Below are 19,526 nucleotides of genomic sequence, written 5' to 3'. Positions count from 1 at the left end.
ACCATGTTTCCTGCTATTCTTCTTTTTAAAACTCGTTTAATTTCCTGGAGCGTCTGTCAACGTCCATGTTAATTTTGTGGCGTATTTTTCAGCGTATTTGGTTGTAGAACCTGGAACAGTTAACTCAATACTTTTAGCAGCTGTAGTTGCATCTGTTCCCCAATCAAATAAATAAGTTCCTGCACCGTTTCCTTTCGCTGCACTCATTACATCTGATTGACTACCATCTGAATTTAGCGTGATTGTGGCTGGGCCTGTTGGTTTGCCTGAATCTGAAGCAGTCACTACATTTCCGTTTTTAAACGTGATAGCTGCCCCAGTCAATTCTTTACCAGAAGTTGATTTAAATTGTCCTTCTTGTTTCACTTTTAATGACCAGCCAGCTTCGGTTCCACGGTTATCTGTTACTTGGACATAGTTAGGCCCTTCTTTGACTTCATCGGTTGCGCCTACTGTCTTGTATTTTTGGGTAGCAGCAAAATAAGTCTGATCCTTCGACGTGATTTTTTGAACACCGAAGTCTAGACTTGACGCATAATCAATTGACAACGGACCGTTTGTTCCTGGATTAGGACCTTCAGGATCTGTTGGGTCAATAGGATCAACTGGATTAGTTGGATCCGTTGGGTCAACCGGATTAGTTGGATCTTCACTTGGTGTAAATTCTACGATACCATTAGATGTATAACTACCGCCATCTTCTGCAAAGGCTTGAGAAGTCATGCCTAAGCTCCCTAAAATAAATGTGGATAAACATACTGTTGTTACTTTTTTCATTTTCTTTTCTCCATTCTTTTCTTTAATTTCCTGGTACGTCTTCTAACGCCCAAGATAAACGAGCTTTAAATGTTCCAACTCTTTGATAAGCTACAGGAACATTGATTTGAATTCCTTGTTGTTTTGATTCATCAAGTAATGCTGTTAAATCTGTTTCACCTTTCTGATTACTTTCTAAAAGCGTAATTGCCTCATTTGTAATCTGAGAGCTTCCAGCAGTTGAAACGAAAGAAAAAACATCTGGCATTACAATTGAATCATTCGTTAACGGTTTCGTTTGCTTTAGTTGCAAGCGCCAATTATTTGCGTTACGTTCATCCACAACTTTGAGTCCTTCGGTGGGATGCCCAAGTTTAATTAGTGGTTGATTACGTATCTTTTCCGTACCAAAAGTAATCTGTTTTGGTGCCTCTTTAAAATATAGTTCCCCTAAACGATAGTAAAAATAAATATCTTTTGTTTCCTCTGTCATTGTTCCTTCCGCATTGCCCGAGTCTTTTGTAAAAACATAGCCAGAAATATCTAGGGGTTTTTCTTGATAGGGTGTACCAATTTTCTCTGTTACACTTTTAGGTGGAGCAATATCTTTACCTTCCGCGTCTTTATAAAAAACGGTTACTGTTTTTTCTGTTGGTTTAGGAATAGTAATCGTTACATTATTTGACTTTTGCAGTAAGGTTCCTTCTTCATAATAGTCAAAGTTCATAGTTAAAACTTTTTCGGGCGTATTATCTTGAAGGGTTGTTTTTAATTCAATCATCATGTCCTTCTTTAAAACTAGGTAGTCATTTAAAGCAATTGTTAAGTGATTCCCTGTTTGTGTCAGATCTTTGGCTGCTACCTTTTTACCGTCAATCGTTAATGAATTTTCTTCATATGCTAATTCATCAGGTAAGTCAATGCTTACTTGCGGTTGACGATCTTCGATAAAGTCATTGTCAATATTCAATGTATTCCGTAGTCTCACCTGATCATTTTTCACTGCTTCAACAGCTGAGCTAAACTCCTGACCATTCACGCTAAGGGCTGCTTGTGACGTAACGTTGGTAAGAATTTGTGTCATTGCTAAAGCATTCTCTTGGTATTTGCCACCTGTAGAGGATGTAAAGCCCCAATAAACCGTTGTTGCGCCAAATTGTGCATTTAAATCTGAAACTACATACGTATTCGTGCCCACACCTTCTAAATCATATGTTAATGCTTTGGTTGCGGCATTCCAATGAACAGTCAACATGCGCCAGGTTCCATTAGATAGATAGGTTGGCGCAACGGTGACGCCTGAATGCTCCCCTGTATAGCTGTTGTTATTAGCTTTCGGAGTGACAAAAGCTAAATGTCCATTTCCCTTATCTTGTGAAATTTCTCGGTCCATTCGGTTGGAACTACCAGTATTTTTATAGGTATCAAACTCAATCGATAAGGCATTTCTAACGTAGGGTTGACCCGCTTTCGTGGAGTATGCGCCGATTCCCATCCCAGGTGAACCAATGACTTCTTGAGGCGTTGTGGACATTCTAGGATCATTCGTTAAGGTAAAGGTCATACCATCACCAGCATTTGCATACTCGTTTCCTAAATACAAATAACTTTTAAAGGTAAAATCCGACAATAAACTGATTGGTTTTTTTGACCAAATAGCTCCTTTTTGTGATTTAACAGCTGGGTTTAGTTGTAATAACTTCCCACCTTCTAAAATACTTGTTGCATTTCCAATTGGCTCTTGAAATACCTTGTCGATTGGAATGATATTAGGATCATCAGGCAATGAAGTAGCGTATGGCGCAGCCAACATGCGCGGCTGTGGTTCAACTATCGCCGATTCCGTTGCACTGTTATCGTCATCCTTTTGTTGTTCGCTAGGTTCTAAAGTAGCCGTTGATTGGTCTGTTTCTGCTGGATGATTATCGGTTGTTGTTGTCGTTTCTAGGGAAGGTTCTTGCTCTAATGTTTCCGAGTGAGAAGGAGCGCTAGTTGCCTGATCATTGGCCGATTCCTCCACTATTTCCCGATTGACTTCGTTGATATTTGTCGAAGGATTACTAATCGCTTCGCTAGTAATAGGCGCAAGGAGTAGTAAGAATAAACTACTTGCCAAAAAGACTAGGCTTTGTTTGTTTCGCATCTCTCTTCACCTCTACTTTTTAAATTCCTGGTACATCCGTCAACGTCCACAATAATTTTGTTTGATATTTCACGGCATCTTTAGGGGTTGACCCTGGTACTGATAGCGCGACATCTTTTGTAACATTAACATTGTGTACCGTATTGGTTTCATCGCGTTCTGCAACCACTTCTACTTTGCCCCAATAAGTAGCCCAAGTTCCTGCACCGGTTCCTTGCTTCGCAGCTGCCACTAGCGATGCGGTTCCTGGAACAAGGGCAATCTTATTTGTTGCCTCTGGTTTCACAACATTTTGCGCATTACTATTAACGGTCGGGTTAGCTAAAGAAATTTGCGCACCTGTCAACTGACTATTTAAAGTAGCCTTTGTTGCTTTAAATTGCTCCTTTTGCGTAACCGTTAAAGACCAACCGCTATTGGTTCCTCTATTATCAGAAATTTGCACAAAATTTGGTGTTTCTTTTTGATTTTCTTGATATTGCTGTGCTCTTGCAAAATATACTTGGTCTTTATTCGAAATACGATTTTTCCCAAAGTCAAAACTTGAAGCATAATCAATAGACAACGGTCCTTGGGTACCTGGATTAGGACCTTCTGGGTCTGTCGGATCAATTGGTTTGACTGGCTTTTCTGGATCGGGATTTTCTGGATCAACCGGGTCTGTCGGATCTACGTTCGGAATAAATTCTACCAAACCATTCGAACGATACTCTTTTGGCTCTTCTGCCTTCGCTTGTAAGGACCAACCAGCAACTGCAAATGTACTGCATAGAACGATTCCTGTGAATTGTTTTTTCATTGCTTTTCTCCTTTATTTAATTATTAGCGGGCGTATCTTCTAATGCCCAAACTAACTTCGTTGAATATTGTTGTGCAAGCTTTACAGATTTTCCGGGAACGAATAGTTGGACAGCTTCTTTATTTGTTGCTTCATTTGAACCAAAGCGATAAACCCAAGTCCCAACACCTGTTTCTTTTTTAGCGTTCATCGCTAGATTATTATTTACACCAGGTGTTAGGGAAATAGTACTACTGACTTCAGTAGGTTTATATTTTTCATCCACCATTGAGGCAGCTTCTGCCTTTGTAAACGTTAATTGAGCGCCGACTAGTTCCTCTCCAGTAGCTGTTTTAAATTGTTCAGGTTGGGAAAGCGTTAGTTTCCATCCTGCTAACGTTCCTCTTTTATCAGTTACTTGTACATAGGTTGGTTTTTTTGAACCATCTTTCATTTCATCTGGCGCAGCATAATACGTTTGATCTGCCGTAGAAATCTTTTGTGTGCCAAATTTAAATTTTGACCCATAATCAATTGATAAGGCACCACCCGTTCCTGGCCCTGGAGGATCAATTGGGTCTACTGGATCAGTAGGATCGGGATTTTCTGGATCAACTGGCGGTGTGATTTCGTTATCGCCTGCTTCAAAAGTAATTGTGCCTTCCGTATTGTATTCTTTCGGAAAAGTTTCTGCTGCTGATGCGTTTATTGCTTGAAACCCTACGCCTAAAAGTATGGTTGCCGATGTAAGTAAAACAGTTTTTTTCATTAAATAAGCTCCTTCTCTCGTTTCATTTTATTAATTAAATAAATGACTACCCCCAACAAACTAACTCCTATCAAGGAATACAGCGGATTTTCAGACTCGCCTGTTTTAGGTAAAACTGCTTGTCCAGAAGCAGCTAAATTATTTCTTCCCTGTTCTTCTGATTGTTGGGTATACGCTACGTCATTTGACTCTTTTTCATTCTCATAAACGTAGGTACCATAGAAGCTCGCTTGGCCATTTGATTCATAATTATTTTCTTCAGCCATAACGCTTTTTGTTTGCAACCCAATGATCAATAGCCCTAAACATACCAAACTAAACCTTTTTATGATTTTCATCTGAATTCCTCCTTCCCCATTTTCAACATTGACTGGCCCAGCCAATAAACATTATATAAAAGAAATATTTATTAGATTTTTTTATTTTTTTCAGACGCTTTTAAAAAATAAAATGGTTTCAGCTAAGAAAGCTTTAAAATCAACACTTTTAAAGACAAAAAAATAAACAAAAAAACTTCGAAAATTATTTTTCGAAGTTTTTTTGTTTATTTTTTTATTATTTTTATACTTCAACCGCTTCTAACAAAGCTAAACGTTCAGCAACTTCTGCTTCTGTTAAATTATATTTTTTTACATAACGGTTGGCAGGATGCTGGCTACATTCTAATGAGCAGCCGCCTAAATGTTTATGTTCATTTTCTTCTGAAGTTAAGATTTGACGATTACATTCTGGGTTTGCACAGTTAATATAGCGTTCGCAAGGTGTTCCATCAAACCAATCTTTCCCAATAACTTTTTTATCAACATGATTAATTTCGACACTGATTCGGTCATCAAAGACATACATTTTGCCATCCCAAAGTTCGCCACGTGTTTCTGGATTTTTTCCATAGTTGGCGATACCACCATGCAATTGAGCAACATCTTCAAATCCTTCTTTTAATAACCAGCCAGAAAATTTTTCACAGCGAATCCCGCCAGTACAATAGGTAACAATTTTTTTATCCATAAATTGTTCTTTGTTCTCGCGAATCCATTGTGGTAACTCACGGAAGCTACGGATATCTGGGCGCACGGCACCACGGAAATGACCTAAATCATATTCATAATCGTTACGAGCATCGATTACAACAGTGTCTTCGTCTAATAAGGCTTCTTTAAATTCTGCAGGTTCCAAATATTTCCCCGTCGTTTCTAATGGATCAACGTCTTCTTCTAAGTTCAACGCCACTAATTCAGAACGTGGGCGAACAAACATTTTGCGGAACGCCATTTCTTCTGCTGGATCAATTTTAAAGAATGTATCCTTAAAGCGCTCATCTGCTTGCATTGCTTCCATGTACTTTTCTGTTTCTTCGACAGTACCAGATAACGTTCCGTTAATCCCTTCTGTCGCTACTAAAATACGGCCTTTTAAATTTAATGATTTGCAAAAAGCTAGATGCTCTTTCGCAAAAGCTTCTGGATCTTCAATTGTTGTATATTTGTAATAAAGTAATACTTGGTATTTCATCTTGTTTTCCCCTTTTGTATAAAGTCATTCTATCCCATTATACGGTGAATAAAAAAGGGAAAGCGATTATTTTGCTTGTGTATTTACACACAATAAAAAAAGCCTGATAAACGGCGGGAACAGAACCAACACTACGCGTTGCTCCGATCTCAACAACTTCTAAGGTGTTTTCTCGACATGCGTCTCGTCACAGTACACCCTTCAAAAGAGCTACAGCTCTAAGAGTTGCGATGTTTCACTGTGAAGCATGAACAGATGAAATCATCGTACCTACTTGGTGAAGGTCCTTCGGAACTTACAAGGATAAAACTGTGACGAGCCTTTGGCGAGAAAACAATAAGCCGAAATTGTTGAGAATCACGAAGAACGTAGTGATTCGATGATGAACAATACCTACTTGGTTCTCGAAGCTAAACGGTTCTGTCCCGACCTCTTCTATATACTACTCCTTTTCAGAAGTCGCGGCGAGTTGTTCTTGCAATTCACCTAAAAGTTCAATTTGAATATTTTGGATTTTCACCAAATTTTCTAGTTGATTATTGATAATATAATCCATTTTCTCATGTAATAAATTAATTTCTACTTCTGCTTTTAAGTTAATTTTATAATCATTATTCGCTTGTTCTCTATCACGGGCTTCTTGTCTGTTTTGACTCATCATAATAATCGGTGCTTGGATAGCTGCTAAACAAGATAAGGCGAGATTTAGCAAAATATAAGGATATTTGTCAAATGGTTGTCCCAATAAAGTGGTAGAGTTAATCACGATCCAAGCAATCAACACGAAACAAAAGAAGCCAATAAACACCCAGCTACCGCCAAATTTAGCGATGGTATCCGCTGCTCGTTGGCCAAAGGTTAATTTCTTTTCCATCTTTTCATTCATATTATTGGAAATCAGCTTATCTTCTTTGATATGTTGAACCACTAATTCATTCAGTTGTTGGATTTTTTCAGAATCATTTGCGACCAATTGTTTCATGTAATCCAAACGATAATTAAGTAACTCCGCCAATGTAATCATCGATTCAGCTGTCAATTGTGGATTGTTTTGGAGAATAAAAGCTTGCGTTTCCTGTTCTATATCTTGAAGATAAATGTTTTTTTTCGTTGATTCACCAATAACAACTTGTTTATTTTTTGATTGCTTCATCTTCGTCACTCCCTTTGATCGTTCTTCCCTTTATTTTAATATAAAGTCTCTCAGAAGAAACCTAAAAAGGCTTTGGAGTGATCGTTGTTGCTTCTGCTTTAAAATTTAACAGTTAAATTGGTTACATCATGGAACAACGAACCAATTAATTCTTTGTATTTCGCTGGATTCACACAATTAGTTAGCAATATGACCCCGGTTTTCATATCTTTTGAAAATAAAACCAGGGCTTGTTGACCCGCTTCAACGCCGTGTAAGCGTAAATAATTATCATGAACATAGATGCCGCCATGATAAGAACTTTGCTGAGAAGACGTCCATAATTTTTGCAAAAGTGCGGTGGAAACTAAGTGTCCACTCGTTAATTGATGTAAGTACCAATACAAATCACCTGTCGTCATATCCACATTCCCAGTCCCAAATTCATGGGCAAAACTAGCTGCGGGAATTGAGAGCACTTGATTATACGAATTGTCTTCTGTCCATTTATAACTTGTTGAATTATTAGGTTGTTCCAATAAGGTTTCATAGAAGCCAAAATTCTTTAAACCAGCCGTTTTGTGATAAAGATTATTAAATAATTCTTGATAGGTACGTTGATACATTTTCTCTAACATTCCTGCTAAAAGGACAAAATTTACTGGGGAATAATTGTATTTTCCTTTATTGACTTGAATGGTATTTTGTTTAACAAATTGAATAATTTCTTCATCGGTAACGATATTATTAGGCATTGCTGATAACTTTAAACCGCTTGTCATATTCAACATATCGCTAATCGTAATATCCTCAGCACCTTGAATTTGCGGATAAAACGTAGCGAGTTTTGTATCTAATGTAAGTTTACCTTCTTCAATTGCTTTTAAGATCAAGGTTGTGGTAAAAGATTTTTGAATTGAGCCAATCTGAAACCTTGTGTTTGGCGTGTTGGCTTGTTGCTTTTCAAAATTGGCAAAGCCATATCCTTTATTTACTAAAACCTGATCATCTTTAATGATCAAAGCCGAACCAATATAATTTGTTTCTTGAATTTTTTGATCAAGTTCGCCACTATCTGGTGCAACTATTTCTTTCGTTAAATTCGCATAATTATCACTTCGGCGATCTTCTTCCAAGACCACTTTCGATTCTTGACTAACTTGTGAATCTCTAGTGAAAAAGAACGTTTTTATTAAATAACCACTACCACCAATCACCACCAACAAACATACTATAAAAAGCCAATTCACTCCTCCATGTCTTTTCTTTGCATGTCGTTTACGCATACCGCTTACCTCCGCCTATTCTATTAACAGCATTATCATACGCTATATTTTCATGAAAATTACAGATTTTAGTAAAATTTATAAAACTTTCAACTTTTATAAAAAACAGCTTGGCACCAGAATCTAGATTGATTCTGGTGCCAAGCTGTTTTTTATTTACTTTCTTGCCCCATCACAGCAAAGTAATTATCATCGTTATCTGCAAAATTAAAAACTAAGCCTGTTGGCAATTGAACCATTTCACCAACAGTAACGCCAGCCTCTTGCATTTTTTTATAGAGACCAATGATATCATCGCTAGCAAACATTAAAGAAGGGGTATTCCCCGCCACTTCTGGTGAATGTTTTTGAATAAAGGCCAAATCATATAAAACAATAATCGCTTCTGCTGATTCACTTGGTGCAATTTCTACCACCAATGTGCCGTCAACTTCCTCTCTTTCCTTTTCAACAAAGCCAAACGTTTGCCAAAATTGACTAGATTCCTCAACATTATTCACATATAACATAATCTTTACTTGGTTTGAAAACATTCCTTCACGTCCTTTTGAATTTAGTTAACAACTTATTATATACGTTCTTTTAAATAATTACTGCACTTTCGCTTAAAATCCAAAAAAAGTGTTTGAGCAAGACATTACTCAAACACTTTTCGTTTTATTGATTTAGATATTTGCATCTAAGACAACGTCGCGATCATTTAAGACATCACGATCTAATTCATGAATACGAGCACTTGTTAACACGCCTGCAACCATACTATCGTTAACGTTAACAGCTGTCCGCGCCATGTCAATAAGTGGTTCAACTGAAATTACTAAACCAACAATTGCAACCGGTAAGTTCATTGCGCCTAAAACGATTAGAGAAGCAAAGGTTGCTCCGCCGCCGACACCGGCTACGCCAAATGAACTGATTGTGACAACTGCTACTAACATTAAAATAAATTGTAAACTAAAGACATCAATTCCAACAGTTGGTGCAACGATGGTTGCTAACATAGCTGGATAAACACCGGCACAACCATTTTGTCCAATAGATAAACCGAAACTACCAGCAAAGTTTGCTGTGGCATCATCAACACCTAATGCTTTGGTTTGTGTTTCAATATTTAATGGTAAAGCTCCTGCACTTGAACGAGAAGTAAAAGCAAAGCTCAAGACTGGAAAAACTTTTTTTAGATACGTAACTGGATTGACTTTTAAAGTAATTAAAATCAACATGTGAATGGCAAAAACAATAATTAAAGCCACATACGATGCCAACACAAATTTACCTAAGTTAATAATCGCAACAAAATCACTTGTTGCTACAACATTAATCATTAACGCTAACACGCCATAAGGGGTCAAGCGTAAAACTAAGGTAACAATTCGCATGGTAATTTTATATAAACTATCAATTAAATTTGCAAAAAATTCAGCTTCTTTTGGCGCTTTACGACGAACGCCTAAATAAGCGACACCAACAAACGCAGCAAAGATTACCACCCCAATGGTACTCATTGGTCGTGTTCCCGCAAAGTCAGCAAAGACATTTTTAGGAATGAATGAAACGATTTGTTGGGGAATCGTCAAATCTTGAATCGCATCTTGACGCGTCGCTAACTCGGCAATTCTTGACGTTTCTGCAGCACCTTGCGTGAATTTTGCCCCTTGAAGACCAAACGCTAAGGTTGTTCCAATCCCCACCAAGGCAGCTACTGCTGTTGTTCCTAGTAAGGTGGCTAACACATTAAAGCTAATTTTTCCTAATTTATTGGATTCTTTCATTTTTGTAAATGCACCTACAATAGATACAAATACTAACGGAATTACGAGCATTTGTAGAAACGCTACATAACCATTACCTACAATCCCGATCCATTCCATTGATTGCGTAGTAATTTTACTGTCTGTACCAAAAGCAAATTGAATAATTGCACCTAAAACAATCCCCACGCCCAATGCTGAAAAGACACGTGTTGAGAATTTTAAATGTTTCTTTTGCATTTGGTAGAAACCGAATAACACAGCAATAAATGCAAGGATCACTAATACAGTGATGAATGTTGTCATTTTAGTTCCTCCCTATGTTTTTAATGACAAGTACATCAAAGGAAGTAAAGGTTCCCGGTACTCACTCTCCAGTAAATACCCTGAAAACAGCAAACTGTTTCCAGTGATAGTTCTATTGTACCTTATTTTATAGCAAATAGTGGGATAATTTGCTTACTTTTTGATAGAAAATAACCGTTGCGATAGTTTAAAACTATCACCAACCATTGTTTTACTAGTCACTGTAAAAATAATTTGTTTTTTGTCCTCTTTCTTTTAAGCTGACGTGGTATACTTAGTTCTAGGAGGTGTAAGCGTATGCAAAAAATTTGTTGGATCCTTTCTGTCAACCGTGATGGAGCGACGTTATTCGTGGGAAGCCCTGCAAATGCGGGTCCTTGGCTCTTTTCAAATAAAGAGCAGCAAAACATCAAAGCCTTTTTTCAACCAACCTATGAAATTGACTTTATCAGTTATGATGTTCTTTCAGAGGAAGTACCAGAAGCTGCGTTCATTTTGTACAATGAAATGCTCGCTCCCTATCTTCCCGAAAAAATCACCAAAGTTGGTCAGCCGATTGCTTATGTGGATATCGCTACAAAAAATTATGAACAGTTTAAAAAAGCTTTGGTTGCTAAATCTTCACAAGAATAAAAACAGCGTTTGTAACGGAATCCGTTATAAACGCTGTTTTTAAAGTTTAAGCTTCTTCTGATTGTTGAAAATTCAATTGAACACCTGGACGATCCAGAGCAATTTCAGTTACTTCATAAGATAAACGTTCGACGATGCTAAATAAAGGACGCACAAGTTCATCGACTTCTTCTTGCGAAATATCTTCTTGTTTTTCAATTTTACGATCAATAATGTGATTAATTTGGCTAATCGCCCCTGATAAAACAAATTCGTCAAAGACAATTCGAAATTCTAAGCGAGCAACAAGTGCTGAGCTGTTTTCTGGATAATTTTCTTCTTCTACTTCAATTGGTGAAAAACTGACACGTAAATCTGTCTCTACTTCTGAATCAGGTACTCGCATATCATAGTGATACGCTTCAACAATTTCTTGTTGGCGTTTAATTTCCATTGTTTTTTCTCTCCTTTTTTAACAAGATATTCCCCTTTTAGAATATCCAATGGTTTCTTTTCTCAAGTATACCACAAGTCCGAAAGCTGCCTAGACCAAAAAACACAGAAGGTCAGACTTTTTTGATAAATTGATTTTGGCAGTTTGAACAAGTGACTTTGATTGTTCCTCGTCCTTTCGGCGCACGTAATGACTGCTGACATTTTGGACATTTAAAATAACGATACTCTTTCTGAGTCATGTGTCGCTTGCGAAAAGCATGAACCTTTTGCATTAGGCGTTGTTTTCGAAGAATAAACCGTTGATTTTCATTCAATCGCGGATGAATATGTTTTGAAAAAAAGCGATAATACACGTAGGCGACTGTGATTAAAATCAATAATCGAACCCAAAGATAGCCAGTAAAAATATTGATGAGCGCCAGCACGACACTTGTTAGCAACAGCGTTCGATTCAATTCATCGAACCGGGCATAACGTCCTTGTAAAAATCGTTGCGCTTTTTTGCGCCAACGTAGAATGCGTTCAAACCAAATTTGGCCCATTTATCTTCCTTCTTTCGAGCATTATTTTTTGAATAAATGATTGATTTACAGAAACTTTCAATCAAAATTTACACTTACTAAGTCCAAATTTTGAACAACTGTTGGTTATTTTCGATGGTATACTTCTAGAGAAGTCAGGTCAACCGATGAATGACTTCGTTGATAATAGCTACCGCTATTTTATACAAACTTAAACTGTCGATGGATAGATTATCCGATTTTAACTTAGGGGAAGGTTAAAATCCGATTCTATAATTTAGCACTACACTCCTTTATTTAGTAGCAACTTTAGCCTATCTATCCACATTTTAAGTCAAAAAGAAGCAAGTCCGGACTTGCTTCTTTTTATTTATCTTTCTAATTCTTCAATTTTCTTCTCAATTAACGCCAAGACATATTGACACGCTTCAGGATCTTCGACAAAATCATATTTATCGCCATCAATTTGAATTTTAGGACTTTCATCATAGTCTTCATACCATTGATCATAACGCTCGTTCAACATTTGATAGTAATCATACAACGTTGGATCTGTCTCAATTTGTTCATAAGGACGGCCACGTTTTTTGATGCGTTCCAACATTTTGGGAAATGAAATACGAATGTGAACTAACAAATCAGGTCTTTTTTTATGCGCAGCATAAGGCAATTCTTGGAGCATGTTTTGTAATAAGTCATCGTACACTTTGACCTCTGTTTCGTTGGCACGACCTAAATCTGCATTTAAATGAAAAAGTAATGAATCTTCATAAATCGAGCGATCCAATACATTATTTTCATGCGTTAATGCTTGTTTAATACTATCAAAACGTTTATTTAAAAAATAAATTTGTAATAAAAACGCGTACTTTTCCGGTTCCGCATAAAATAAAGGTAATACCTCATTATCATCAACTGATTCGTAAAAGGCTTCTGAACCTAAACGGTTTGCAATTAAAGCTGTTAAACTAGATTTACCAGCGCCAATCGTACCTGCTAAAACAATCACTGCCATCGAACTCCCTACCTATTTTTTTCCATTTTATTTTTTATCTTCAACCAATTAAACATACCAAAAATTGAGTTAAAAGTATACATACAATACATAACAAATATCGCATAATCACCACCAGCGTGCGTCCCTGCTCGGAACCATAACAAAATTGAAAAAATATTTCCTAGTAGCCAAAACACGAATTGCGATTGATAACGTTTAATCATCAATAACATCCCTGTCGCTGAAACACTGAACGTGATTGCATCTAATGTTTGTTGCGCATCATTTACAAAGCCTAACAAAATATATGCAGCTACGCCAATGAGCAGCCACGTGAAAAAGGCATACAACCACTGAATACCTTTTAAAACTTTTACTTCGGTTACTTGACCCGAGCCATCCTCGCTAGCCCGAAGCCAAGCATAAAGCCCTGTAATGTCCATAATAATATAGAAGCTTTGTAAAAGAACTTCCGCATATACCCGTGTCACTAACCCAAAATAGCCAATAATCACTGCACTGATTAACCCAAAAATGTAATTGCTGACTTTTCCTTGGGCAATTAAATTCACACAAATGATGCCGGCTAAACCACCTACTAACGTAATCCAATTCGATGGATTGATAGCAAATGCAATCAACTGTACCCCCACCATCAAAGCTAAAAACAAGTAACTTCTCGTTTCCCAACCTTTAAAATCATTCACCAAAAAATTCTTATTCACAACAAATTTCCGACCTTCCTAAAACCAAACTTTTCTCTGTTGACGTCTCAATAAGAGTACTCCGTTTTAAAAAACAAGTCAATCAGATTTCGGAATAAAAAGAAGATTTTAATACTATATATTGATTGGTAAAATAATAAAATACTACATATAGTTATTTCGCAAGCTTTCTGATATCCTTTATTGCCACAATATTTTCTTCATCTTGCTTTAATCTTCTATGTATTCATGGATTTGTTTCCATCTAATGATTCCTGTGGCAGAACCCTTTACGACGGTAGCGCTCCAAATTAATGTTGCGAAAGCGGAAGCAACCACACATATTCATGCTTCAAACACAGCCATCGTTCACTCTTTTTATTGAAATGCTTAAAAATTGATGGACTTATTTCTCGAATCTGGCCACTTATTAACTTATTACATGAAAACATTCGCCTAAAAAAGCAAAAAAAAAACGACTAACCTAAATAATCGACCTACAAACAATTCCTTTCATTTGTAGGTCGATTATCTTTATTAGGTTTGATACGGATGTTTCGCCATTCCTAGTTTCCCTTTACTGATCATCTCTATTTATTTTTTTACTGTTTGCCAACAGCTCGTTGTCTGAAAGTACTATCCGTCCTTTTGTACTTTGTTCAAAGCTGTAAGCTTGCTCAAATAACGTTTGCTCTTTATTGGCAGTTTGTGTAAAAGTCAGCCCATAAGGTTGTCCTTCACTGTTTTTCGCCAAAGGAACAGTCAATTCAGGATATCCTGCCACAGCACTTAAACCCGTACCTTCAGAATCAATAAAGGCATATCCGTCTAATTGTTGTTTTTTTAGCAACGCATCAAACGTTTGCTGTGCTTTTTTAATGGTTGTTTGAATGATTTCTTTATCTGGTTGTTTCTTTTTAACATCTGCTTCTAATAAATCTTGCCCATACTTGGCACGAACCTTTTTATCTTGTTGATTATACGCAATTAGTTCCTCCAGTGTTTTAAATGGTAAGTCATAACGTTTCGCAAATTCTTCCAATGCAAACTTAAATTCATTGGAAATAACTTTCCCGCCATCAATCCCTTCCATGTCTGGTGTTAACGGAATCACTTCTGCTCCAGCTTTTTGGAGGGCCTTTTTAGCAGCCGTAAATTCTTCTTCAGCACTTGGCATTTCTAGCAACCCAATGCGTTGACCTTGTAAGTTATTTTTAGTAAATTTCGTTGAATCAATGCTCGGAACCGTGTCTTTCTTAAACGCATTATAGCCTTGCGCAGCATCAACGACACTTCGGGCAATCGGGCCAACTGTATCTAATGACGGTGCCAATGGCAAAACACCTTCGCCACTTACTGAACTGTGGGTCGGTTTAAAACCAACCACTGATTGATGAGAAGCGGGGGAAACAATCGATCCCATCGTCTCAGTGCCTAAAGAGAAGGCGCCGATATTCATCGTCACACTAGCCGCACTCCCAGAACTTGAACCTGAAGGTGTTATTTTGAGTGGCCCATAAGGATTAAGTGTTTGTCCATGTTTGGAACTATAGCCACTTGGTGCTTTCATTGACATATAATTCGCTAGTTCAGATAAGTTTACTTTTCCTAAAATCAAAGCTTGCGCCTCTGTTAACTTCTTAACTACTTCCGCATCTTCCTTAGGCTTGAACGTGCGTAAGGCATAAGCTCCTGCACTCGAAATCATGTTGGTCGTATTTATATTTTCTTTCAAAGTCACAGGAATACCATACAAAGGCTTTTTCGGTGTTTGAGAGGCTTGCTGGTCAAATGCCTTGGCTTCCTTAATTGCTTGCGGATTGATTTCAGAGATGCTGTTCATGCCATTATCTATTTGATCGAACTGTAAAATACGGTCCAAATAAAACGCCGTAAGTTCTTCATAGGTCAATGCTCCGTCGGCAATCGCTTGCTGTAATTCAGTGATATTTTTTTCAATAATAAACGGTGCTTTGGTCCGAGCTTTTTGTACATCCGTTTCTTTTAATTGGTCTTCAATCGTTTTAACGATTCTCTCTTGATTGTACATTGCTGGGGTTTCTGCCTCAGGAGTGAACTTTTTGAGTATAAACCAATACGCTGCAGCGCCTATTATGACTAACAAAACAGCAATTATTCCGATTACTTTTAAAAATTTAGACATTTTTATCCTCCTATACCATTTAAAGATTATCTTACTATGTTTATTTTTGCATGACAACTAACAGTTTTGTTCGTTAAAAAGACAAAATAGAGAGTAGGACATCCGTCAAAACGACCGATGTCCTACTCTCTAACGATTAAGATAGTCCGCTAAATGCGTTTGTTTTAGTCTTTTGTAAAAGTTAAATACTGAGAATTTATTGTGTAATTCGTGTACCACTTTCTCCTTTGATTGCTTCCGAAGCTAATTCTAAAAGCCCGATAATCGCCTGGCGGTTTGGTTTACTTTCTGCAAAACTGATGGCCGCTTCTACCTTAGGTAACATACTACCTGGCGCAAATTGATTTTCTTCTATATATTGTTGCATTGCCGTAACCGTAACATCGGTCAAAGCTTGTTGATTTGCTTGACCAAAGTTAACAAAAACATGTTCCACTGCAGTTAATACCACAAAAACATCTGCTTCAATGAGTTCAGCCATTTTTGCTGCCGCAAAGTCTTTATCAATGACTGCATCTACACCATGATAGACTGGACCATCATAGGCAATAGGAACCCCGCCACCACCACAAGCAATTACGATCTGTCCTGCATCAACAAGTGTTCGCAAGCTAACTTTTTCGTAAATATCAACTGGTTTTGGTGAAGGAACTACCCGTCGCCAGCCTCGACCCGTATCTTCTTGATAGACGTTCCCAGTTTCCGCCATCAACTGTTTGGCTGTTTCTTCGTCATAATAACCACCAATTGGTTTTGTTGGTTTTGTAAACGCTGGGTCTTTTGGATCCACCACGACTTGTGTAATTAACGTAACAACTGGTTGTTCCCCTAAATTTCTGGCTACTAGTTCTTCATCAATTGCTTGTTGTAAATGATAGCCAATATAGCCTTGGCTCATTGCTGTGCATTCAGGAAACGGCACGACATCTTCTGGAGATTGACTCGTTTCCTCAAAAGCTAAGCGAATTTTGCCAACTTGTGGCCCGTTGCCATGAGCAATCACCACTTGATGGCCTTGTTCAATTAAATCAACAATGGATTTTGCCGCGGTTTGTGCTTTTGCCAATTGTTCTTTCGAAGAATTTCCTAACGCATTTCCACCTAATGCAATCACTATTTTTGACATCTGTTTCCCTCCTAGCGCTTTGGTTCTTGTTGTGTGATACAGTGTATATTGCCGCCCCCATAAACAACTTCTACCGTATTAACGCCGACAATTTTTTTATCTGGGAACATCGTTTGAACTTGCTCTAAAGCCAAACAATCATTTTCATCACCATACTGTGGCACAATCACGCCATCATTTGTAATTAAAAAGTTCATATAGGATGCGATACAAATATCGCCGTCTTCTCGTGGCATGGTTCCTTCCACGAAATCAATTTTGAAGGAGCCTTGAATGGTTACATTTTTGACAGGACAGCATAATTTGTGGACTTTTAATTGGCGTCCTTTAGCATCAGTCATTTTAAGCAAACGTTGATACGCATCTTGTGCCGCTTCATAAAATGGGCTATTTTGATCTTCGGTGTAAATACAAGCCACTTCACCAGGTGCAATAAAACAAGCTACATCATCCACGTGACCATTGGTTTCTTCTGGGTCAATTCCATCACCTAGCCAAAGAACTTTTTCAACATTTAAATAGTCGCATAATTTTTGTTCGATTGCTTCTTTTGAAAGTTGTGGATTTCGACCTTCACTTAATAAGCACATTTCTGTAGTCAAGACTGTTCCTTGTCCATCTACGTGGAATGAACCGCCTTCTAAAACAAAATCATCTGTACGATAAGAATCTACATGCTCAATTTCACAAATTTTTTGTGCAACCAAATCGTCTTGGTCCCAAGGGAAATATAAACCATCTACTAATCCCCCCCAAGCATTGAATGTCCAATCCACACCACGGATTTCTCCATGGTCGTTAATGACAAATGATGGTCCACAATCACGAACCCAGGCATCATTGTTTGACATTTCGTAAACCGTAATTTCTGGCGGCAATTGGCGACGGCAATTTTGAAATTGTTGTTGAGAAACCACCACATTCATCGGTGTAAATTGACTAATTGCTTTGGCCACATTAGTAAAAGCTTCTTGGACAGGTTTACCACCATCACGCCAATTATCCGGTCTTTCTGGCCAAATCATCCAAACTTTCTCTTGTGGTTCAAATTCTCCTGGCATTCTAAAGCCATCTTGTTTAGGGGTACTTCCTACAATTCGTTTAGCCATTTTCTTTCGTTCCCTTCTTAATTTTTTTCACGTAAATAATTACTTCACCAAACAGAATAAAAATGATTGCCCCAATTGTGATTGGTAATTTTTCATTTAATGCTGCGGGACTAAAATCTAAAGGCACTGCTGTGAAAATCAGTGAAATAATAATCATAATCATTGGCAAAACCACTAAAACTTTTAAAAATCCTGGTTTTCCGTTAACTTTAAACGGACGTGGTGTATCGGGATCAATTTTTCTAAGCTTATAAAAAGCTGGGAAAACTGGGATATACGATAACAAGAATAGGACGACATTCAAGGAGAAAAAGGCCCAGAATAAATCTTGATTAGGTAAAATTGGTGCTAATACAATGACCACCGATGCCACAATGCCATTCATCAAAGCAGCCCCAATTGGCATGTCATTTTTCTTACTACGTTTTTCAAAAAATTCAGGCATGTCACCATTTTCAGCAGCATAACAAGCTGTATTATTGACTCCTAATGACCAAGAAATCATGTTTCCGAACAACGTAAGAAGGAATAGGAAAGCCATCAACATAATGAACCAACCTTCTGTCGAGCCTGTCAATAGTTTAAAGCTATCCATCATACCACTGCCGGTACTAATTTGATCGGTGGGAATCGCTACCCCAATTCCAAAGGCTGAAAAAATATAAATGGCCGCAATGACTAACCCCGCTGCTACAATAGCTTGTGGAATTTGCTTCTTAGGATTTTCCATATCATCTGCAAACGTACAGATGACTTCAAACCCTAACAAATTAAAAATGATTACAGAAATAAAAGATAAACTCCTTAAGTCAAACGTTGGCAGCATTGATTTCAAGGTAAATTCATTGGCAACACCTTTCGTCAAGGCTACATACAATCCTAGCCCACCAATTAAGACAGCTAAAACCATCTTGATTACGGCAGCTCCATTTAGAATCCAGATACTGTCGCTGACTGGATAAAAACTAATCCAAACCACAATCCAAGTAAAAATTAATTCAACAATAATCATCATCGGTGTTGAAAACTTAATACCTGTAATTGTCGTTAATAGTTCTGGCGTCATAACGGCTAATGAAGCTAGCCACAATGGATAATTAATCCAATAATACCAAGAAACTCTGGCACCCCAACGATGACCATATGCTTTGGTCACCCAATCATAGATGCCCCCTTCACCAATATAAGTTGTTCCTAATTCTGATGAAATTAACCCATATGGCAATAGGAATGCAATTAATAAGAAAATCCACCAAAAAAACTGAGAATTACCAATTGCAGCAACAGGCGCCGCTGCTTCAGCAACGAAAACCACACAGATGACTGATAAAATGGCACTCGTTAAACTAAATTTCTTTTTCCCCTCCATGAAGACTCTTCCTCTCTTTATAAACTGTCCACTGA

19 protein-coding genes are annotated in these 19,526 nt (G+C 37.6%); 1 reads left to right on the top strand and 18 read right to left on the bottom strand.

The genetic code is table 11. From position 1 onward, the window contains the following. Positions 1 to 36 precede the first annotated feature (36 nt). The 10 genes from IGL37_RS02490 to IGL37_RS02445 all read right to left on the bottom strand — a co-directional run bounded on the left by IGL37_RS02490 (position 37) and on the right by IGL37_RS02445 (position 10,433). Positions 37 to 777, bottom strand: a complete 741-nt coding sequence (locus tag IGL37_RS02490; protein ID WP_002375974.1) for a WxL domain-containing protein — start codon at positions 775 to 777, stop codon at positions 37 to 39. A gap of 22 nt (positions 778 to 799) precedes the next feature. Further along, positions 800 to 2,899, bottom strand: coding sequence for a lectin-like domain-containing protein (locus IGL37_RS02485; protein WP_033917976.1), 2,100 nt, complete (start codon positions 2,897 to 2,899; stop codon positions 800 to 802). 19 nt (positions 2,900 to 2,918) lie between these two features. Then, the gene (locus tag IGL37_RS02480) at positions 2,919 to 3,698 is read right to left on the bottom strand and encodes a WxL domain-containing protein (RefSeq protein ID WP_010712020.1); all 780 of its coding nucleotides are present in this window, start codon (positions 3,696 to 3,698) and stop codon (positions 2,919 to 2,921) included. Between the two features lie 16 nt (positions 3,699 to 3,714). Further along, positions 3,715 to 4,446, bottom strand: coding sequence for a WxL domain-containing protein (locus IGL37_RS02475; RefSeq protein ID WP_002361269.1), 732 nt, complete (start codon positions 4,444 to 4,446; stop codon positions 3,715 to 3,717). After that, on the bottom strand, positions 4,446 to 4,829 hold the full coding sequence (locus IGL37_RS02470; protein WP_002355604.1) for an LPXTG cell wall anchor domain-containing protein: 384 nt from the start codon (positions 4,827 to 4,829) through the stop codon (positions 4,446 to 4,448). Before IGL37_RS02470 ends, IGL37_RS02475 begins: the two co-directional genes overlap by 1 nt. A gap of 178 nt (positions 4,830 to 5,007) precedes the next feature. Continuing rightward, the gene (locus IGL37_RS02465; RefSeq protein WP_002358723.1) at positions 5,008 to 5,958 is read right to left on the bottom strand and encodes a rhodanese-related sulfurtransferase; all 951 of its coding nucleotides are present in this window, start codon (positions 5,956 to 5,958) and stop codon (positions 5,008 to 5,010) included. A gap of 442 nt (positions 5,959 to 6,400) precedes the next feature. Then, positions 6,401 to 7,111, bottom strand: a complete 711-nt coding sequence (locus IGL37_RS02460; RefSeq protein ID WP_002355601.1) for a DUF1003 domain-containing protein — start codon at positions 7,109 to 7,111, stop codon at positions 6,401 to 6,403. A gap of 98 nt (positions 7,112 to 7,209) precedes the next feature. Continuing rightward, a complete protein-coding gene (locus IGL37_RS02455) occupies positions 7,210 to 8,376 on the bottom strand; it encodes a serine hydrolase domain-containing protein (protein ID WP_002386952.1) in 1,167 nt (388 codons plus the stop codon). A 152-nt stretch (positions 8,377 to 8,528) separates the two neighbouring features. Then, positions 8,529 to 8,909 (bottom strand): VOC family protein, encoded by a 381-nt coding sequence (locus IGL37_RS02450; protein WP_002358720.1) that lies wholly within the window; start codon positions 8,907 to 8,909, stop codon positions 8,529 to 8,531. A 132-nt stretch (positions 8,910 to 9,041) separates the two neighbouring features. Beyond that, complete coding sequence (locus IGL37_RS02445) at positions 9,042 to 10,433, bottom strand: L-cystine transporter (RefSeq protein WP_002355598.1); 1,392 nt, start codon at positions 10,431 to 10,433, stop codon at positions 9,042 to 9,044. 297 nt (positions 10,434 to 10,730) lie between these two features. Between IGL37_RS02445 and IGL37_RS02440 the strand changes: the two genes are divergently transcribed. Continuing rightward, positions 10,731 to 11,066, top strand: coding sequence for a hypothetical protein (locus tag IGL37_RS02440; protein WP_002366186.1), 336 nt, complete (start codon positions 10,731 to 10,733; stop codon positions 11,064 to 11,066). A 46-nt stretch (positions 11,067 to 11,112) separates the two neighbouring features. Here IGL37_RS02440 and IGL37_RS02435 read toward each other — a convergent pair whose 3' ends face one another. The 8 genes from IGL37_RS02435 to IGL37_RS02400 form a co-directional block, all read right to left on the bottom strand. Continuing rightward, positions 11,113 to 11,499 (bottom strand): DUF1149 family protein, encoded by a 387-nt coding sequence (locus IGL37_RS02435; RefSeq protein WP_002358717.1) that lies wholly within the window; start codon positions 11,497 to 11,499, stop codon positions 11,113 to 11,115. Between the two features lie 112 nt (positions 11,500 to 11,611). Further along, positions 11,612 to 12,043, bottom strand: coding sequence for a hypothetical protein (locus IGL37_RS02430; protein WP_002355595.1), 432 nt, complete (start codon positions 12,041 to 12,043; stop codon positions 11,612 to 11,614). A gap of 349 nt (positions 12,044 to 12,392) precedes the next feature. Then, positions 12,393 to 13,037 (bottom strand): deoxynucleoside kinase, encoded by a 645-nt coding sequence (locus IGL37_RS02425; RefSeq protein ID WP_002355594.1) that lies wholly within the window; start codon positions 13,035 to 13,037, stop codon positions 12,393 to 12,395. 8 nt (positions 13,038 to 13,045) lie between these two features. Next, positions 13,046 to 13,744 (bottom strand): nicotinamide riboside transporter PnuC, encoded by a 699-nt coding sequence (pnuC, locus tag IGL37_RS02420; RefSeq protein WP_002355593.1) that lies wholly within the window; start codon positions 13,742 to 13,744, stop codon positions 13,046 to 13,048. 556 nt (positions 13,745 to 14,300) lie between these two features. Next, positions 14,301 to 15,887 (bottom strand): amidase family protein, encoded by a 1,587-nt coding sequence (locus IGL37_RS02415; protein ID WP_033918176.1) that lies wholly within the window; start codon positions 15,885 to 15,887, stop codon positions 14,301 to 14,303. A 196-nt stretch (positions 15,888 to 16,083) separates the two neighbouring features. After that, a complete protein-coding gene (arcC, locus tag IGL37_RS02410) occupies positions 16,084 to 17,013 on the bottom strand; it encodes a carbamate kinase (protein WP_002412540.1) in 930 nt (309 codons plus the stop codon). Between the two features lie 11 nt (positions 17,014 to 17,024). Continuing rightward, a complete protein-coding gene (gene aguA / locus IGL37_RS02405) occupies positions 17,025 to 18,122 on the bottom strand; it encodes an agmatine deiminase (RefSeq protein ID WP_002361262.1) in 1,098 nt (365 codons plus the stop codon). Next, positions 18,115 to 19,491, bottom strand: a complete 1,377-nt coding sequence (locus IGL37_RS02400) for an APC family permease (protein WP_033918177.1) — start codon at positions 19,489 to 19,491, stop codon at positions 18,115 to 18,117. The genes aguA and IGL37_RS02400 overlap by 8 nt, the downstream gene beginning before the upstream one ends. Positions 19,492 to 19,526: the final 35 nt, after the last annotated feature.

Source organism: Enterococcus sp. AZ119 (genome assembly GCF_050546175.1).
Taxonomy (GTDB): Bacteria; Bacillota; Bacilli; order Lactobacillales; family Enterococcaceae; genus Enterococcus; species Enterococcus faecalis.
The sequence above is the reverse complement of the archived record's forward strand: the minus strand, read 5'-3'. Positions and strand labels throughout refer to the sequence as shown.

What these genes read in the sequence shown, in the direction of transcription:
- IGL37_RS02490 (WP_002375974.1), bottom strand. Translation starts at nt 777, where the DNA reads ATGAAAAAAGTAACAACAGTATGTTTATCCACATTTATTTTAGGGAGC.
- IGL37_RS02425 (WP_002355594.1), bottom strand. Translation starts at nt 13,037, where the DNA reads ATGGCAGTGATTGTTTTAGCAGGTACGATTGGCGCTGGTAAATCTAGT.
- IGL37_RS02455 (WP_002386952.1), bottom strand. Translation starts at nt 8,376, where the DNA reads ATGCGTAAACGACATGCAAAGAAAAGACATGGAGGAGTGAATTGGCTT.
- IGL37_RS02440 (WP_002366186.1), top strand. Translation starts at nt 10,731, where the DNA reads ATGCAAAAAATTTGTTGGATCCTTTCTGTCAACCGTGATGGAGCGACG.
- IGL37_RS02465 (WP_002358723.1), bottom strand. Translation starts at nt 5,958, where the DNA reads ATGAAATACCAAGTATTACTTTATTACAAATATACAACAATTGAAGAT.
- IGL37_RS02430 (WP_002355595.1), bottom strand. Translation starts at nt 12,043, where the DNA reads ATGGGCCAAATTTGGTTTGAACGCATTCTACGTTGGCGCAAAAAAGCG.
- IGL37_RS02450 (WP_002358720.1), bottom strand. Translation starts at nt 8,909, where the DNA reads ATGTTTTCAAACCAAGTAAAGATTATGTTATATGTGAATAATGTTGAG.
- IGL37_RS02475 (WP_002361269.1), bottom strand. Translation starts at nt 4,446, where the DNA reads ATGAAAAAAACTGTTTTACTTACATCGGCAACCATACTTTTAGGCGTA.
- IGL37_RS02415 (WP_033918176.1), bottom strand. Translation starts at nt 15,887, where the DNA reads ATGTCTAAATTTTTAAAAGTAATCGGAATAATTGCTGTTTTGTTAGTC.
- IGL37_RS02445 (WP_002355598.1), bottom strand. Translation starts at nt 10,433, where the DNA reads ATGACAACATTCATCACTGTATTAGTGATCCTTGCATTTATTGCTGTG.
- IGL37_RS02485 (WP_033917976.1), bottom strand. Translation starts at nt 2,899, where the DNA reads ATGCGAAACAAACAAAGCCTAGTCTTTTTGGCAAGTAGTTTATTCTTA.
- IGL37_RS02480 (WP_010712020.1), bottom strand. Translation starts at nt 3,698, where the DNA reads ATGAAAAAACAATTCACAGGAATCGTTCTATGCAGTACATTTGCAGTT.
- IGL37_RS02435 (WP_002358717.1), bottom strand. Translation starts at nt 11,499, where the DNA reads ATGGAAATTAAACGCCAACAAGAAATTGTTGAAGCGTATCACTATGAT.
- aguA (WP_002361262.1), bottom strand. Translation starts at nt 18,122, where the DNA reads ATGGCTAAACGAATTGTAGGAAGTACCCCTAAACAAGATGGCTTTAGA.
- IGL37_RS02460 (WP_002355601.1), bottom strand. Translation starts at nt 7,111, where the DNA reads ATGAAGCAATCAAAAAATAAACAAGTTGTTATTGGTGAATCAACGAAA.
- arcC (WP_002412540.1), bottom strand. Translation starts at nt 17,013, where the DNA reads ATGTCAAAAATAGTGATTGCATTAGGTGGAAATGCGTTAGGAAATTCT.
- IGL37_RS02400 (WP_033918177.1), bottom strand. Translation starts at nt 19,491, where the DNA reads ATGGAGGGGAAAAAGAAATTTAGTTTAACGAGTGCCATTTTATCAGTC.